Source organism: Nocardia niigatensis NBRC 100131 (assembly GCF_000308655.1).
GTDB classification, from domain to species: domain Bacteria; phylum Actinomycetota; class Actinomycetes; order Mycobacteriales; family Mycobacteriaceae; genus Nocardia; species Nocardia niigatensis.
The window spans coordinates 64691-79818 of the sequence record NZ_BAGC01000056.1 but is presented as its reverse complement, the minus strand read 5'-3'; the positions used below and the strand labels follow the sequence as shown (position 1 = coordinate 79818).

The 15128-nt window shown below is 69.5% G+C and carries 16 protein-coding genes; 11 read left to right on the top strand and 5 right to left on the bottom strand.

The window, feature by feature from the left end:
* Positions 1-163 precede the first annotated feature (163 nt).
* Together ON33_RS41710 and ON33_RS41705 are read right to left on the bottom strand one after the other, a co-directional pair.
* Entirely contained in the window at positions 164-532 is a 369-nt protein-coding gene (locus tag ON33_RS41710; protein ID WP_040861968.1) for a hypothetical protein, read from the bottom strand.
* Positions 529-762: a hypothetical protein gene (locus ON33_RS41705; RefSeq protein ID WP_040861967.1), complete on the bottom strand. Its 234-nt coding sequence runs from the start codon at positions 760-762 to the stop codon at positions 529-531. Before ON33_RS41705 ends, ON33_RS41710 begins: the two co-directional genes overlap by 4 nt.
* A gap of 192 nt (positions 763-954) precedes the next feature.
* Here ON33_RS41705 and ON33_RS27360 point away from each other — a divergent pair, with 192 nt between their 5' ends.
* The 5 genes from ON33_RS27360 to ON33_RS27340 all read left to right on the top strand — a co-directional run bounded on the left by ON33_RS27360 (position 955) and on the right by ON33_RS27340 (position 5033).
* Entirely contained in the window at positions 955-1368 is a 414-nt protein-coding gene (locus ON33_RS27360) for a roadblock/LC7 domain-containing protein (RefSeq protein WP_029930951.1), read from the top strand.
* 7 nt (positions 1369-1375) lie between these two features.
* Positions 1376-1750 carry a DUF742 domain-containing protein gene (locus ON33_RS27355; protein WP_033085504.1) on the top strand — a complete coding sequence of 125 codons (375 nt, stop codon included), beginning with the start codon at positions 1376-1378 and terminating at the stop codon, positions 1748-1750.
* Complete coding sequence (locus ON33_RS27350; RefSeq protein ID WP_174391578.1) at positions 1731-2333, top strand: GTP-binding protein; 603 nt, start codon at positions 1731-1733, stop codon at positions 2331-2333. The genes ON33_RS27355 and ON33_RS27350 overlap by 20 nt, the downstream gene beginning before the upstream one ends.
* A 174-nt stretch (positions 2334-2507) precedes the next feature.
* Positions 2508-4058 carry a carboxyl transferase domain-containing protein gene (locus tag ON33_RS27345; RefSeq protein WP_040861966.1) on the top strand — a complete coding sequence of 517 codons (1551 nt, stop codon included), beginning with the start codon at positions 2508-2510 and terminating at the stop codon, positions 4056-4058.
* A gap of 117 nt (positions 4059-4175) precedes the next feature.
* Positions 4176-5033 carry an aldo/keto reductase gene (locus tag ON33_RS27340; RefSeq protein WP_040861990.1) on the top strand — a complete coding sequence of 286 codons (858 nt, stop codon included), beginning with the start codon at positions 4176-4178 and terminating at the stop codon, positions 5031-5033.
* A 2-nt stretch (positions 5034-5035) separates the two neighbouring features.
* Here ON33_RS27340 and ON33_RS27335 read toward each other — a convergent pair whose 3' ends face one another.
* Positions 5036-6166 (bottom strand): NAD(P)-binding domain-containing protein, encoded by a 1131-nt coding sequence (locus ON33_RS27335; RefSeq protein WP_373281066.1) that lies wholly within the window; start codon positions 6164-6166, stop codon positions 5036-5038.
* 82 nt (positions 6167-6248) lie between these two features.
* On the opposite strand from ON33_RS27335, the gene ON33_RS27330 reads away from it, so the two are divergent.
* The 4 genes from ON33_RS27330 (at position 6249) to ON33_RS27315 (ending at position 10880) form a co-directional block, all read left to right on the top strand.
* A complete protein-coding gene (locus ON33_RS27330) occupies positions 6249-6974 on the top strand; it encodes an enoyl-CoA hydratase (RefSeq protein WP_040861965.1) in 726 nt (241 codons plus the stop codon).
* A gap of 41 nt (positions 6975-7015) precedes the next feature.
* Positions 7016-8137, top strand: coding sequence for an MBL fold metallo-hydrolase (locus ON33_RS27325; protein WP_040861988.1), 1122 nt, complete (start codon positions 7016-7018; stop codon positions 8135-8137).
* 34 nt (positions 8138-8171) lie between these two features.
* Positions 8172-8450, top strand: coding sequence for an antitoxin (locus ON33_RS44515; protein ID WP_040861964.1), 279 nt, complete (start codon positions 8172-8174; stop codon positions 8448-8450).
* 150 nt (positions 8451-8600) lie between these two features.
* A complete protein-coding gene (locus ON33_RS27315) occupies positions 8601-10880 on the top strand; it encodes an ATP-dependent DNA ligase (protein WP_040861963.1) in 2280 nt (759 codons plus the stop codon).
* A 9-nt stretch (positions 10881-10889) separates the two neighbouring features.
* Here ON33_RS27315 and ON33_RS27310 read toward each other — a convergent pair whose 3' ends face one another.
* Together ON33_RS27310 and ON33_RS41700 are read right to left on the bottom strand one after the other, a co-directional pair.
* The gene (locus ON33_RS27310; RefSeq protein WP_040861962.1) at positions 10890-11534 is read right to left on the bottom strand and encodes a cysteine hydrolase family protein; all 645 of its coding nucleotides are present in this window, start codon (positions 11532-11534) and stop codon (positions 10890-10892) included.
* A gap of 118 nt (positions 11535-11652) precedes the next feature.
* Positions 11653-11796: a hypothetical protein gene (locus tag ON33_RS41700; protein WP_157184757.1), complete on the bottom strand. Its 144-nt coding sequence runs from the start codon at positions 11794-11796 to the stop codon at positions 11653-11655.
* A 301-nt stretch (positions 11797-12097) separates the two neighbouring features.
* On the opposite strand from ON33_RS41700, the gene ON33_RS27300 reads away from it, so the two are divergent.
* Both ON33_RS27300 and ON33_RS27295 read left to right on the top strand, forming a co-directional pair.
* Positions 12098-14224: an ATP-binding cassette domain-containing protein gene (locus ON33_RS27300; RefSeq protein WP_373281065.1), complete on the top strand. Its 2127-nt coding sequence runs from the start codon at positions 12098-12100 to the stop codon at positions 14222-14224.
* Positions 14221-14985 carry an energy-coupling factor transporter transmembrane component T family protein gene (locus ON33_RS27295; protein WP_040861960.1) on the top strand — a complete coding sequence of 255 codons (765 nt, stop codon included), beginning with the start codon at positions 14221-14223 and terminating at the stop codon, positions 14983-14985. The genes ON33_RS27300 and ON33_RS27295 overlap by 4 nt, the downstream gene beginning before the upstream one ends.
* Positions 14986-15128: the final 143 nt, after the last annotated feature.

Genomic DNA, 15128 nt, shown 5'->3' with positions numbered 1-15128 from the left:
TGACGCGGGCAACGGTCTCCCGCAGCGGGACGGCCTTCCCTCGCGTGACGCGGGCACCGGCCTGCCGCAGCGCGAGTCGGCCGGTGGCCTTCCCCAGCGTGGTGCCGCGGGTGCTGATCCGTTGTCGGGTGGTCTGAGTCAGCGTGACCCGCTGAGTGGTCCGCTACCGCAGCGTGATTCCGCCGCGGGCGGTCTGCCGCAGCGTGGCGCCAACGGCCTGCCCCAGCGTGACGCGGGCAGTGGTCTGCCGCAGCGTGACGCCGGTAATGGTCTGCCGCAGCGGGAATCGGCCGGTGGCCTTCCCCAGCGTGGTGCCGCGGGCGCTGATCCGTTGTCGGGTGGCCTGACTCAGCGTGACCCGCTGAATGGTCCCCTCCCGCAGCGTGATCCGGGCGCGGGTCTGCCGCAGCGCGGCGCGACCGGTCTGCCGCAGCGTGATCCGGGCGCGGGTCTGCCGCAGCGCCCGAGCCCGATTCCGGGTGTCGGTCTGCCGCAGAACGGGTCCGACGCTGTCAAGGAGCCAGGACGTCACAGCTTCCGGTCGAACCCGCAGAAGGCGGCCTCGTTCTTCCAGACCCGTTTGCAGCCGGCCGAATCCGGCGCCGACCCGATCATGGGCGGCACGCCGATCTTCGCGGAGATGATGTCGGCGTGGCTCTCGGATCCGAATGCGGACCGGTCCCAGGTGGCCTCGTCCTTCGAGTCGCCCGGTGACGAGGGCTGGCAGGCGGCCCGCCGCGCCAACGAGTCCTCGGCGGACAAGCGGACCGCCGCGGGCCTGCCGCAGCGCGATCCCGGTAACCGACTTGTGCCCGGCGGTGTCACCGGAAACGCTGACAAGGTGGCCCATCGGGACCCAGAATCCATCAGGTCAAGTCTGAGTCGTCACCAGCAGGGCGTCCGGGATGGCCGCGCGATGAAAGCTATGAACCTAACCGGAGATAAAGGAGACCGATGAACCCCGATCTAGGTGGTACGAAGCGTCAGCTGGATTGGCTGGTTTCGAATTTCGCCAATGAGGTTCCCGGCGTTGCGCACGCGGTCCTGGTGTCGGCTGACGGCCTGCTGATGGCCGCGAGTGCGCAGCTTCCCGTGGACCGGGCCGAACAGCTGTCAGCGGTGACCGCGGGGCTCGCGAGCCTCTCGGTGGGTGTGTCGAACTTGTTCGAGGGCGGCACCGTGTTGCAGTCGGTGGTCGAGATGGAACACGGCTACCTGCTGCTCATGGCGGTCGGCGACGGCTCGTACCTGGCCGTCCTGACGAATACGTCCTGCGACATCGGCCAGGTGGGATACGAGATGGCGTTGTTGGTCGAGCGAGTGGGCCAGACGGTTCAGGCCACACCTCGCGTCACGATGGGTTCCTGATGGCGGGATGGACATAGACAACGAACGCGTTGGGAGCGCCGAACCGAGCCTGGTTCGCCCCTATTCACTGACGGCCGGTCGCACCCGGCCGAAGGTGGAGCTCGCCTTGGAGGCGCTCGTCGCATCGCATCCGGTCGCCCTCGAGCGGCAGTTCGAACTCACCAATATCGAGACGTCAATCGTGGAGTTGTGCAGAGAATCGCCGTCGGTTGCCGAAGTAGCCGCGCGTCTGGGCATCCCGCTCGGGGTCGCGCGGGTGCTGGTCGCCGACCTCATCGATGCCGGCCATGTGCGGGTATCGGCGACATTGAAAGACGATTCCAGCGACGATGAACGTCGCGAGCTGATCGAAAGGGTTCTCAGTGGACTCCGGCGTATTTGATTCGACGACACAGGTCGACACGCGCACCAGCAAGCCCACGTCGGCCAAGATCGTCGTGGCCGGTGGTTTCGGTGTCGGCAAGACCACCCTGGTCGGTGCCGTGTCGGAGATCGTTCCGCTGCGCACCGAGGCTTTGGTGACCAATGCCAGTGTCGGCGTGGACTCCCTGACCGGTGTTCCGTCGAAGGCCACCACCACGGTGGCCATGGACTTCGGCCGCATCAGCCTGGCCGATGACCTGGTGCTGTACCTGTTCGGTACGCCCGGCCAGTACCGCTTCTGGTTCATGTGGGACGACCTGATCAAGGGCGCCATCGGCGCCGTGGTGCTGGTCGACACCCGCCGGCTGGAGGACAGTTTCGCCGCCGTCGACTACTTCGAGGCGCGTAACCTACCCTTCCTGGTGGCCATCAACGAGTTCGACGATGCGCCACGGTATCCGGTGGAGGACATTCGCCAGGCGCTGGCGGTGCCCGCGGACGTGCCGATCCTCTCGATCGACGCCCGTCGCCGGGAGCCGGTTAAGCAGGCTCTGGTCGCGGTCACCGAGTACGCGCTGCGCAAGGTCGTGCAGGGGTACTGAGTTGAATTGCGGCGGCTCCGCCGCCGCGGTTCGCGGCCCAAGGCGCAGGCCTATTGGAGCCGGTACCTCGGCCTTCCCTCCTCCGCTCCTCCGCTTCGCTCCCCCGCTCCGTCGGTCCAGGCCGAGGCGGGCCGCGAACTGATGGTGTGCCATTTGTAGCTACTCTCATGCCTCATGAAGATCTCGGCGCGGGAACTGCTCGGCGCACTGCTCGATCCCGGTTCCTTCGTGAGCTGGGATCGGCCACCGGTCGCGGTGGCGGCGTCGCCGGAGTATCGCGAGGATTTGCTGGCTGCCGCGGCAACGGCGGGCACCGATGAGGCGGTGCTCACCGGCGAGGGGTTGCTGCGCGGACGGCGAGTTGCCGTGATCGCGTGCGAGTTCGCGTTTCTCGCGGGCTCCATCGGCGTGGCCGCGGCCGAGCGCATCGTGTCCGCGGTCGAGCGCGCGACCGAGTTGGGCCTGCCGCTGCTCGCGTCGCCGACCTCCGGCGGTACTCGAATGCAGGAGGGCACAGTCGCTTTCGTGCAAATGGTGAAGGTCGCCGGGGCTCTCGCCGCGCACAAGGCGGCGGGGCATCCGTATCTGGTGTATCTGCGCGATCCGACCATGGGCGGAGTGTTCGCCTCGTGGGGATCCTTGGGGCACATGACATTCGCCGAACCCGGTGCGCTGGTGGGCTTTCTGGGGCCGCGAGTCTATAAAGCGTTGTACGGGAAGAAGTTTCCCGAGGGCGTGCAGACGGCCGAAAACCTCTACCGCAATGGCGTCATCGACGGTGTGGTGCCGGTGCCGGTGTTCCGCCGGATCGCGCATCGCGCGCTGGCGGTGCTGTGCGACGGCCCGCAGCCGCTGCCCGAGCGGAACGGTGACCCGCATCGGGCCGAGCACGGTGTCGGTTCCTTCCTGGCCGGTCCGCAGGAGCGGGACGCCCCGGCGCTGCCGGATACCGGCGACGTGCACGGCTGGCAGTCGGTGCTCATCTCGCGGCGCGGTGATCGGCCGGGAATCCGGGAGCTGCTGCGCCACGCCACCGATCGAGTTCCGTTGTCCGGCACCGGACACGGCGAGCTGGATCGCACGGTCGTGCACGCGCTGGCCCGTTTCCGGGGACAGCCCTGCATCGTGTTCGGTCACGACCGCGCCGGCCAGTCGCCGGAGAACACCATGGGTCCGGCCGCGCTGCGCGAGGCCCGGCGCAGCATGCATCTGGCCGCCGAGTTGCGGGTGCCGCTGGTGCTGGTGATCGATACCGTGGGCGCGTCGTTGTCGCGGGAGGCGGAGGAGCGGGGCCTGGCGCCCGAAATCGCCCGCTGTATCGCCGATCTGGTGACGCTGGACACTCCGACGGTGTCGGTGCTGCTGGGTCAGGGCACCGGCGGTGGCGCGCTGGCCCTGTTGCCGGCCGACCGGGTGCTGGCGGCCGCGAACGGCTGGCTGGCGCCGCTGCCGCCGGAGGGCGCGAGCGAGATCGTCTACCGCGAAACCCGGCATGCCCCGAAACTGGCGGCGGCCCAGCGGATTCGCGCGGCGGATCTGCGCGCGGACGGGATCGTGGACAGCATCGTGCCCGAGTACCCGGACGCGGCGGACGAGCCGGTGGATTTCGCGCTGCGCACGGTGGCGGCCATTGCCGGCGAGCTGGCGGATCTCACCTCCCGGTCCCCGGCGGATCTGCTGGCGGCACGGCATTTGCGCTACCGTCGCCTGGGTCTCGGATCGTAAGTCTCGGCACATCGCCGCGGCCGACGCTGAGAATTTGCCGCCACGTGGGAGCGACACGATTTTTTCGCATCGAGGACTCGGTTGACGGGGTGGTACGGCGCTTCTACCTTCGGAATGATGACTTATCGGTTCGAGGCCAGCGATATTCCGGCGATCGTGCTCAGTGATGGCCAGGTCATGCCGAAGCTAGGTTTCGGTGTGTACAAGGTCGATGGTGACGAGGCGGTCGACACCATGATGACGGCCCTCGAGCTCGGGTACCGCGGCATCGACACCGCCGCCTTCTACGGCAACGAGGAGGAGGTGGGCCGCGCCGTCCGCGAGTCGGGCCTGCCGCGCGACGAGGTCTTCGTCACCACCAAGCTGTGGAACGCCGATCACGGCTACGACGCCGCCTTGCGCGCCTTCGACGCCAGTGTGAAGCGGCTGGGCCTGGACACCATCGACCTGTTCCTCATCCACTGGCCGGTGCCGTCGGCCGATCTGTACGTCGACACCTTCCGCGCCCTGCAGACGCTCAAGCGGCAGGGCCGGGTGGTCTCGATCGGCGTCTCCAATTTCACCCGGACGCAGCTGGAGCGGTTGATCGGGGAGACCGGTGAGGTGCCGGCCATCAATCAGGTTGAGCTGCATCCGTATTACGCGCAGTCGGAGCTGCGGGCCTTCCACGCCGCGCACGGCATCGTGACCGAGGCGTGGAGTCCGCTGGGGCGCGGGGCGGAGTTCAACGACTCGGTGATCATCGCGCTGGCGGACAAGCTGGGTCGGACGCCCGCGCAGATCATCCTGCGCTGGCACATGCAGCTGGGGAACGTCGCGATTCCGAAGTCCATGAAGCCGTCCCGGATGGCGGAGAACCTGGCGATCTTCGATTTCGAGCTGTCCGGCCGGGAGATGACGCAGATCGCCGGGATCGACAAGGGCGCACGGCAGGGCGCGGACCCGACCACCTTCGATATGGACGCCGCGGTCTGAGGTCAGTCCGCGTGGTGGGTGGGAATGCCCAGGTAAGAGGTCAATTCGACGGCTGCGGCCCGGCCCGCGCGGTTCGCGCCGATGGTGCTGGCGGACGGCCCGTACCCGATCAGGTGGATGCGCGGATCGGATTCCACCCGGGTGGCGAGCCGCCCGCCCATGGTGATGCCGCCGCCGGGACCGCGCAGTCGCAGCGGGGCCAGATGGTCCAGGGCGCTGCGGAATCCGGTGGCCCACAGGATGACGTCGGCGCGCTGGAAGGTGCCGTCGGCCCAGCGGATTCCGTCGGATTCGATGTGATCGAACATGGGCCGCCGCCGCAGGACGCCGCGTTCGCGCATGGCCCGGACCCGCGCGTCCTCGGGCAGGCCGGTCACCGAGACCACCGAGCCGGGTGGAAGACCGCGCCGCACACGGTCTTCCACGATGGCGACCGCGGCCCGCCCGTCCTCGGGCGCGAACTGCGCCGAGCGGAACGCGGGTTCGCGCCGCGTCACCCAGGTGGTACTGGTGACCTGCGAAATCTCGTCCAGCAGTTGGATGGCCGTGATACCGCCGCCGACCACGACGACGTGCCGACCCGCGAATTCCCGTGCGGCGCGGTAGTCGTGGGCGTGCAGCTGGCGCCCCGCGAAGGTCTCAGCGCCCCGGTAGTAGGGAATGAACGGCTTGTCCCAGGTGCCGGTGGCGTTGACCAGCCCGCGGACCCGGAGTGTCGCGTCCGGGGTGAGCTCGGCGTGCAGCAGCCCGTCGACCTCCTGATTCGGGCAGGTGGCCGCGGTGGCCCGGTCGCACACCACGCTGACCGACACCGGGCGGTGCACGCGCAGATCGAAGCGCTTCTCGTAGAGCTCGAAGTAGTGCGGGACGGCGGTGGCCGCCTGCGCGTTGCCGGAGCCCTCGGGCAGGGTCTCCGCGAACGACATACCCGGCAGATCGTGCACCCGGTTGACGGTGCCCAATGTCAGTGAGGGCCATCGGAACTGCCAGGCGCCGCCCGGCGCGGGCGAGTGGTCGACAATGAGAAAGTCCTGCTCCGGCCGTAATCCGAGGCGGCGCAGGTGATAGCCGACCGACAATCCGGCCTGCCCGGCACCGATCACGAGGACGTCGACATCGGGTGTTGCGATCACCGGCCCGACGGTACGCGCACCTAGAGTGAAAGCGGACCATGGGTCGACAGCGCAGGTGAGTTGGACAGTGGGGAAGGTACAGATGCTCGGAGTCAGCCGCGATGGCGAGGTTGTGACCATCGAACTGCAGCGTCCGGATCGCCGGAACGCTCTGAACGAGGAGCTGATCGGGCGCCTGCACGCGGCGCTCGTGGAGGCCGCGGCCTCGGCCCGCGTGATCGTGCTGACCGGCCAGGGGCCGATCTTCAGCGCGGGCGCGGATCTGGACGGGGTGTACTCGGATTCGTTCCTGACCGGGTTGCTCAGCATGTTGCGCACCATCGAGACGGTTCCGGTGCCGGTGATCGCGGCCATCAACGGCGGGGCGCTGGGCGCGGGCGTGCAACTGGCCCTGGCGTCGGACCTACGGGTCATGACGCCGGATTCCTTCATCGCGGTCCCGGCGGCGAAACTCGGTATCTCCGTGGATCGTTGGACCGTGCGCCGCCTGTCCAACCTGATCGGGCCGGGCCCGGCGCGCACCATTCTGATGGGCGCCGAGCGGGTGCAGGCCGCGGACGCCTACACCTTCGGTTTCGCCAACAGGGTGGGCACGCTGGCCGACGCGCAGGCCTGGGCCAAGCAGATCGCCGAGCTCGCGCCGCTGTCCCTGCGGCATCTGAAACTGGTCTTCAACGATGACGACACCCGCGGCCCCGATTCCCTGGAGCAGATCGCGGCCCTGGACGCGGCGTGGCAGAGCGCCGACGCGCAGGAGGCCCGCACGGCACGGCAGGAGAAGCGGCCCGCGAAATTCGAGGGCAAATGAACGGGCAGCGCGTGACCGCGAAGACGCGGAAACTGGTGAGTATGACGGCGGGTGCGTTCGGTCTTTCCTGGTTGGTGCGGGCGGCGTGGGATATCCCCTCCGCCATGGGCGCCTCCATCTCCGCGATCGCGCCGACGGCGCACGGGGCGACCACCTATCGCGATCGGCAGTTCCACAACACCGAGCCGAGCAGCCAGATCACCGGATCGCCGCTGGAGTTGCTGTATCAGCTGGCCACCCAGCGCAACAGGGGCCGCCCGGCCGGGACGATCCCGCTGGTGACGCCCGCGCTGCCGGAGCAGGCGGGGGAGCTGGCCGTCACCTGGTACGGGCACGCCACCTGCCTGGTCGAGGTGGACGGGTACCGGGTGCTGACCGACCCGGTGTGGAGCGACCGGGTCTCGCCGTCGCCGCTGGTGGGTCCGGCCCGGCTGCATCCGGTACCGTCGCCGCTGTCGGAACTGCCGGCGCTGGACGCGGTGCTGATCTCCCACGACCACTACGACCATCTGGATCGCGACACCGTGTCCGGGCTGGTGGACAGCCAGGACTGCGTGTTCATCGTGCCGATCGGCATCGGCGCGCACCTGCGGCACTGGGCGGTGCCCGAACATCGCATCGTCGAATTGGACTGGGCTGCTTCGGTTTCGCTGTCCGAGCTGAAACGGGATCGCGGTGACGGCGCCGATCTCGTGATCACCTGCGCGGAGGCGCGGCACTTCTCCGGCCGCGGGCTGGTCCGCAACACCACGCTGTGGGCGTCCTGGTCGATCGCCGGTCCCACCCGCCGCGTCTATTTCGGCGGTGACACCGGATACACGAAGGCGTTCGCGGAGGCGGGCGCGCAGCTGGGCCCGTTCGACGTGACCCTGCTGCCCATCGGCGCCTACGATCGGCACTGGCCGGATGTGCACATGAACCCGGAGGAGGCGGTGCGCGCCCACGCCGATCTGTGTCTCGGCGACGCGGGCAACGGGCTCCTGGTGCCGATTCACTGGGCCACCTTCAATCTGGCGTTCCACGGCTGGTCGGAGCCGGTCCAGCGACTGACCGGGGCGGCGGAGGCGGCGGGGACACGCATCGCCGTGCCGAAGCCGGGCGAGCGGATCGACCCGATTGGCCTGCCACCACGGGATTCGTGGTGGGAAGATGTTCGCCAATAACGGACCGAGATTGAAGGAGCAGGCTGTGAGTCTCATGGACACGCTCAAGGGCTTGGTCGGCAAGGGCAAAGAGGTGGCGGCCCAGAACGCCGAGAAGGTCGAGCAGGCGGTCGACAAGGCCGGTCAGGTGATCGACGAGAAGACCGGGGGAAAGTACTCCTCGCAGATCGACAAGGGCGCCGAGGCGATCAAGTCCGCGCTGGTGCCCGAGCAGGCCGCCACGGCGGAGGCTCCCGCCGCCGAACCGGCCGCACCCGCCGAGGCGCCCGCGCCGGCTCCGGAGGCCGCGGAAGGCGAACAGCCCGAGGTTTGATCGTCACCGGCAGCGCTCGTTCCACGGGCCGTTCGGGAGTGACGGGATCCCCGTCGCTGACCTGAACGGCCCGTTGGCTTTTCACGGTGCGGTGTCCCGGCTGGCCCGGGGTTGCCGGTTTTTGTCGGGACCCGGACCTACACTGCTGTCATGGGGTCCCGTCGGGATTTCGGGGGTATCGAGGTTGGGCTGACCAACCTCGACAAGGTGCTGTATCCGGCCACCGGGACCACCAAAGGGGAGGTCATCGACTATTTCACGGCCATCGCCCCGGCCCTGCTGCCACATATCGCGCAGCGGCCGGTGACCCGTAAGCGGTGGCCGAACGGGGTGGACGAGCAGTCGTTCTTCGAGAAGAACCTGCCCGAGCACGCGCCGAAGTGGTTGGAGCGCAGGACGGTTCGGCATTCCGACCGGCCGGTCACGTACCCGCTCATCGGCAATCTCGCGGGCATGGCCTGGCTGGGTCAGCAGGCGGCGCTGGAACTGCATGTGCCGCAATGGCGTTTCGACGGCGCCGAGGTCGGCGACATCACCCGGCTGGTGTTCGATCTGGACCCCGGGCCGGGAGCCGGGCTGGCGCAGTGCGCCGAGGTGGCGCTCATCCTGCGGGACGTGGTGCGCGAGGTGGGCCTGGAAGCGTATCCGGTCACCAGCGGCTCCAAAGGAATTCACGTCTACGTGCCGCTGGACCGCAGGATCGGTCCGAACGGCGCGTCGACGGTGGCCAAACAGGTCGCCACCAACCTGCAGCAGCTGCGGCCCGAACTGGTCACCGCCACCATGGCCAAGTCCGCGCGCGACGGAAAGGTGTTCCTGGACTGGAGCCAGAACAATCCGGCCAAGACCACGATCGCGCCGTATTCGCTGCGCGGGCGCACCGAGCCGTGGGTGGCCGCGCCCCGCGACTGGTCCGAGATAGCGCAGCCGAAGCGGCTGCGGCACTTGCGATTCGATGAGGTGCTGCGACGCTGGCACGAACAGGGTGACCTGATCGAAGGGCTGGACGAGCCACTGCCGGAACCGGTTCCGGACCGGCTCGACACCTACCGGTCCATGCGCGACCCGCGGCGCACGCCCGAACCGGTGCCGCCGGGCCCGCCCGACCCCGGGCCGGGGGATCGATTCGTGGTGCAGGAGCATCACGCCCGGCGGCTGCACTGGGATCTGCGGCTGGAACGCGAAGGCGTGCTGGTGTCCTGGGCCGTGCCCAAGGGCCCGCCCACCGATACCGGCGAGAACCGGCTGGCCGTGCACACCGAGGACCATCCGATGGAGTACCTCACCTTTCACGGCACCATCCCCAAGGGCGAGTACGGCGGCGGGCAGATGACCATCTGGGATGCCGGAACCTACGAAACCGAGAAGTGGCGCGACGACGAGGTCATCGTGTGGCTGCACGGGGAGCGGCTGACGGGGCGGTACGCGCTGATCCAGACCAACGGCAATCAGTGGCTCATGCATCTGATGAAGGATCAGAGGCCGCCCGGATCGGAAGGTGATGGGGCACAGCCGGTTCCGGGCGCGGTGCCGCCGCGCCCGCCCGCGCCCATGCCGCGGGGCCTGAAACCCATGCTGGCCACGGCCGGTGACGTGGGCACCCTCGATGCCGAGCAGTGGGCTTTCGAGACCAAATGGGACGGGTTCCGGCTGATCGCCGAGATCGAGGACGGCGCGGTGACGCTGCGCAGCCGGACCGGGCACGTGGTCACCGGGAAGTATCCGGGTCTGGCGGTGCTGGGTTCGGAACTGTCCGGGCACAGTGCGGTGCTCGACGGCGAGGCGGTGGTCTTCGACGATCACGGCGGCGCGAATCTCGGCCTGCTGCGCGAGGATTCGGCGCGCGCGGTCTTCCTGGCCTTCGACCTGCTGTACCTGGACGGCACCTCGCTGGTCCGCAAGCGCTACGACGATCGGCGGCGGGTGCTGGAAGCCCTTGCCGAGCGGGCGCGTTCGCTGATCGTGCCGAAGCAGTTGCGGGGGTCGGGCGCGGAAGCCCTGCGGTACAGCCAGGATCACGGCATGGAGGGCGTGGTCGCCAAACGGCGCGACTCGGTGTATCTGCCCGGCCGACGCGGGCAGTCGTGGATCAAGACCCGGAATTGGCGCACGGCGTCGGTGGTGATCGGCGGGTACCGGCGATCGGACGCGCGGCAGTTCGCGTCGCTGCTGGTCGGCGTCCCGCACGAGGGGGAGCTGTACTACCTGGGCCGGGTCGGCACCGGGTTCAGTGAGCGGGAGATGAGCGATCTCGCCGATCGGCTGCGCCGCCTGGAACGCAAGTCCAGCCCGTTCGACAACGAGCTCACCGCCGACGAGCGCAAGGACGCGGTATGGGTGACGCCGAAACTCACCGGCACCGTGCGCTTCATGAACTGGACCGAGACCGGACGGCTGTGGCATCCGGCCTGGATTCCCAGTTCCGACTGACGGTTTCGCCTAGCTCGACTTCTCGAGCAGCGGCACGATGCTGTCGATATCGGTGACGATGGCGTGCCCCTGGAACGCGAAGTCGTCCCAGGCTCGCTGCTGCGCGGATTCATCCCGCCCGCCGACGCCGTCGCGGATCACGACCGGGACGAAGCCCAGATCGGTGGAGTGGCACACGGTCGGCGCGATGCCGATCTCCAGCGCGACGCCGACGATGGCGTACGCGCCGATCCCTAGGTCGCGCAGCGTCGAGGCCAGCGGGGTGCCCTCGAACGCCGACATCGAGGTCTTGTCGAAGACGGTCTCGTCCGCCCGCGGCCGCAGTTCCGGCACCAGTTCGAATCCGGGGGTGTCGCGCTGCAGGATCGGCACCACGTCGTCCACGGAGTCCGCGCCCTGCCAGCTCATGGCCATGCGCAGGGCGAAGCTCCCCATCAACCGCTTCGGCAGGAAGAAGTGCCGCAGGAAGATCACGGGGTAGCCGCCGCGGCGCGCCGCCTCGACGACCCGTGCGACCCGCGCGGTGATCTCCGGCCCGTCGTCGAGTTGCCCGAGAACCCCGACCTGCATGTCGTAGACGATGACTGCCATCTTCTCCGGCGAACACACGTCCTCGAGCGTCTCCGGAATCTCCAGCCCGTTCCCGCGCCGCATAAGCCCTCCGCAATCTCCCACTGCCCCACCCTCTTTCGCCACCCTACCTCTGCTGCGCAGCGTGCTCGGGGAGCTCTCGGCGCGGGGGATCGGGCGCGAGCTCCCCGGATAACGAGGTTCAGGCGGCGGCGCGGGCGGGGCGGGGCGCGGCAACCAGGCCGAAGCGGATGAGGCTCTCGGCGGTGTCGAGCAGGGAGTAGGCGATCGGGCGTATGGTCCGGTTCAGCTCCCGCTCGGCCTTGGCCGCGCTCAGCCGCGCCACGCGGCCGAGTAGCGGACGGCGGCGCGGGCGTCGGATTGAAGCGGGCGCTGAGCCGGACGAGCCAGTCGGGGAGCACGCGGGTCGGGACCCGGTAGCGCTGCGCGAGGATCTGGGCCATCCGCGCCAATCCGGCACCACCCCCGCGGCCCTCACCGCCCGCATCGCGCACATCTTCGCCAACCTCATCGACCACCATCCGGCATAGCGGCGGAGCCGAGAGTTGTGCGGGTCTTGCCCGCAGTCTGTGGAGATGTTGAGAGCTCGCGGTGGGTTGGGGTCGGGACACGGCAGACTGGTAGGCGTGACCGATTCGTACCGGATTCGCGGTGGGCCGGCCGAGCAGGCCGGCGTGTCCCGCGCCGGGAGCAGCGCAGGGGCGCCGCTTCCGACGGGGGCGTTGCGGCCCATCGAGCTGGCGGCGTCAGCCGTGCTGGGTGGGGCGACGGTGGGGCTGGTGACTCTCGGGTCGCTGGTGCCGTTCGCGGCGGCGCTGCAACTGGTAGCGGCGGTGCCCATGGGACTGCTCGCGCATCGGCACCGGTTCCGGGCGCAACTGGCGACCACCATCGCGGGGACGCTGGTGACATTCGTGGCGGCGGGACTGCTGCCCGCGGAGAATCTGGTCGGGGTCGCGGTGATCGGCGGGATCATCGGCACGGTCAAGCGCCGCCGCGGCGGTCTGCCCGCGGTGGTGGCGCTGTCGGCGCTGGCGGGATCGGCCATGGCGGCCCTGACCGTCGGCATGCTGCTGGTCTTCGCGCAGTCACGGCACCTGCTGTTCGACAACATCCGCAATACGGCCGAGGGCATCGAGAACCTCGCGGCGCGCCAGTCCGCGCTGAAACCGCTGGGCCGCGCGGTCGCCGATTACACCGGCACCATCCTGCACTGGTGGTGGGTGTTCGTGGGCGGCGGCATCATCGCCGCCATGCTGGCCAGCGGGGTGTTCTCCTGGTTCGTGCTGGGCCGGGTGCTGGATCGCCTGTCCTGGCTGCCGGGCCGTGACAGCCTGCTGGACGCGCCCGCGGACCCGCGTCCGGTCGCGCCGCTGCCGGTCACCTTGCGGGCGGTCGCCTTCCGCTACAACGGTGCGCGCACCGATGCCCTGTACGACATCGACCTGACCGTCGACGTCGGGGAGTTCGTGGCGGTGGTCGGCCACAACGGGTCCGGAAAGTCCACGCTCACCAGGATTCTCGCGGGTCGCCCGCCGACCGCGGGCACGGTCACCCGGCCGGGCGCGGCGGGTCTGGGTGTGCGCGGTGGCACCGCGATGGTGTTGCAGCGGCCGGAGAGCCAGACGCTGGGCGTGCTCGTCGCGGACGATGTGGTGTGGGGCCTGCCCACCGCGGATGCGGCGGACGTCGATGTCGACGGCCTGCTGTCGGAGGTCGGCCTGACCGGTATGGGCGGCCGCGAGACCTCGACCCTGTCCGGTGGCCAGCAACAGCGGCTCGCGGTGGCCGCGGCGCTGGCCCGGCGGCCCACGCTGCTCATCGCCGACGAGGCGACCTCCATGATCGATCCCGAAGGCCGCCGCGATCTGGTCGCGCTGCTGGCCGACCTGCCGCGCCGGCATCCGATGGCCGTGGTGCTGGTGACCCATCACGAGGCGGACGCGGCCGCCGCGGACCGTGTGGTCCATTTGGAACAGGGCCGCTCGGTCGCCCACCTGCCGGCCTGGCCGCGCCCGGTCCGCGACGCGCGCCGCCGGCCCATGGGCGAGACCGTCCTCGAATTGCGCGGCGTCGGCCACACCTACAACCGCGGCACCCCCTGGGAAGCGCCCGCCCTGCACGACATCGACCTGAGCGTCCGCCGCGGCGAAGCCCTGCTCGTCGTGGGCGGCAACGGTTCCGGCAAGTCCACGCTGGCCTGGATCATGGCCGGGCTGATCATGCCCACCGCGGGCACCTGTGCGCTGCGCGAACCCATGGGCACGACCCGCCCGGTGCACAAGCGGATCGGGGCCGTGCAGCTGGCCTTCCAGCATTCCCGCCTGCAATTGCAGCGCCAGGACGTGGGCACCGAGATCGAGGACTGGGGTGGCCGCGGCAGTTACGCGGTCGCGAAGGCCCTCGACGCCGTGGGCCTGGACCGGGCGCTGGCCTCGCGCTCGGTCGAGGAGCTCAGCGGCGGGCAGGCCAAACGGGTGGTGCTGGCGGCCATCGTGGCGAGCCACCCCCAGGTGGTGGTGCTCGACGAGCCGCTGGCCGGACTCGATCCGGCGGGCCGGGCCGGAGTGGTGGAACTGCTTGCCCGGCTGCGGGATTCGGGCCTGACCCTCATTGTCATCTCGCACGACGTGTCCGATATGGCCGCGGTGTGCGACCGGACCGTCCATCTCCGTGACGGCCGCCTCGTCGAGAACGGTTCCGACACAGTGCAACACGATCAGGTTCAGGGTTTCACCGGAGGTGTCCGATGAGCAGTGTCGTCCTCCGCGAGGTCCCCGTCGACAGCCCGGTGCACCGGCTCTGGGCCGGTACCAAGATGATCGGCGTCTTCGCCGTCAGTGTGCTGCTGATGTTCATCCCGTCCTGGGCGCTGCTGGGGGTCGCGACGCTGTTCCTGGTGGCGGTGTTCCTGCTGGCGAAGCTGCCGCTGGGCACGCTGCCCCGTCTCCCGTGGTGGATCTGGGCGGGCGTGGCGGTCGGCGCGGCCATCAACGCGCCCGTCGGCGCGTCGGCGCTGCTGCGGTACGCCCAGGTGATCCTGTTCGGCTTCCTGCTGCTGGGCGCGTCGTTCCTGGTCGCGTGGACCACGCCGATGGGTGAGGTCGCGCCCGCGCTGGCCCGGCTGGGCGCGCCGCTGAAGCGAATCGGCTGGACGCGCAACGGGGTCCGGCACGCGATTCCGGTCGACGAGTGGGCGGTGGTGGTGGCGCTGACCCTGCGCGGCCTGCCGCTGCTGCTCGAGGAGATGCGCATCCTGCGCGCGGCCCGCAAACTGCGGCCCAAGGATTCGCTGCTGCATCGCGCCTCGGAGAACCCGCTGGTCGACATTCTGACCGCGAGCATGGCGGTCTCCAGCCGGCGTGCCGGCGAGCTCGGTGAGGCCATCACCACCCGCGGCGGCACCGGCGAGCTGACCGCCCGCCCGGGGGCGCCGGGGCGGGCCGATGTGGTGGCCCTGCTGGTGGTTGCCTTGATGTGCGCCTTGGGAATTTGCGTCGAACTACTGGTTTAGCGACATTCGGGCTGAAAATTATCCGGAGTGTCGGTGCCGCGCGCTACCGTGTCTGCCAGTAGAACGCGTTGCGGATGCGACACGGGCTCGTACATCACACAGGGGGGAATTCTTTCAACTGAGCCGTGTGTTGCCACGAACAC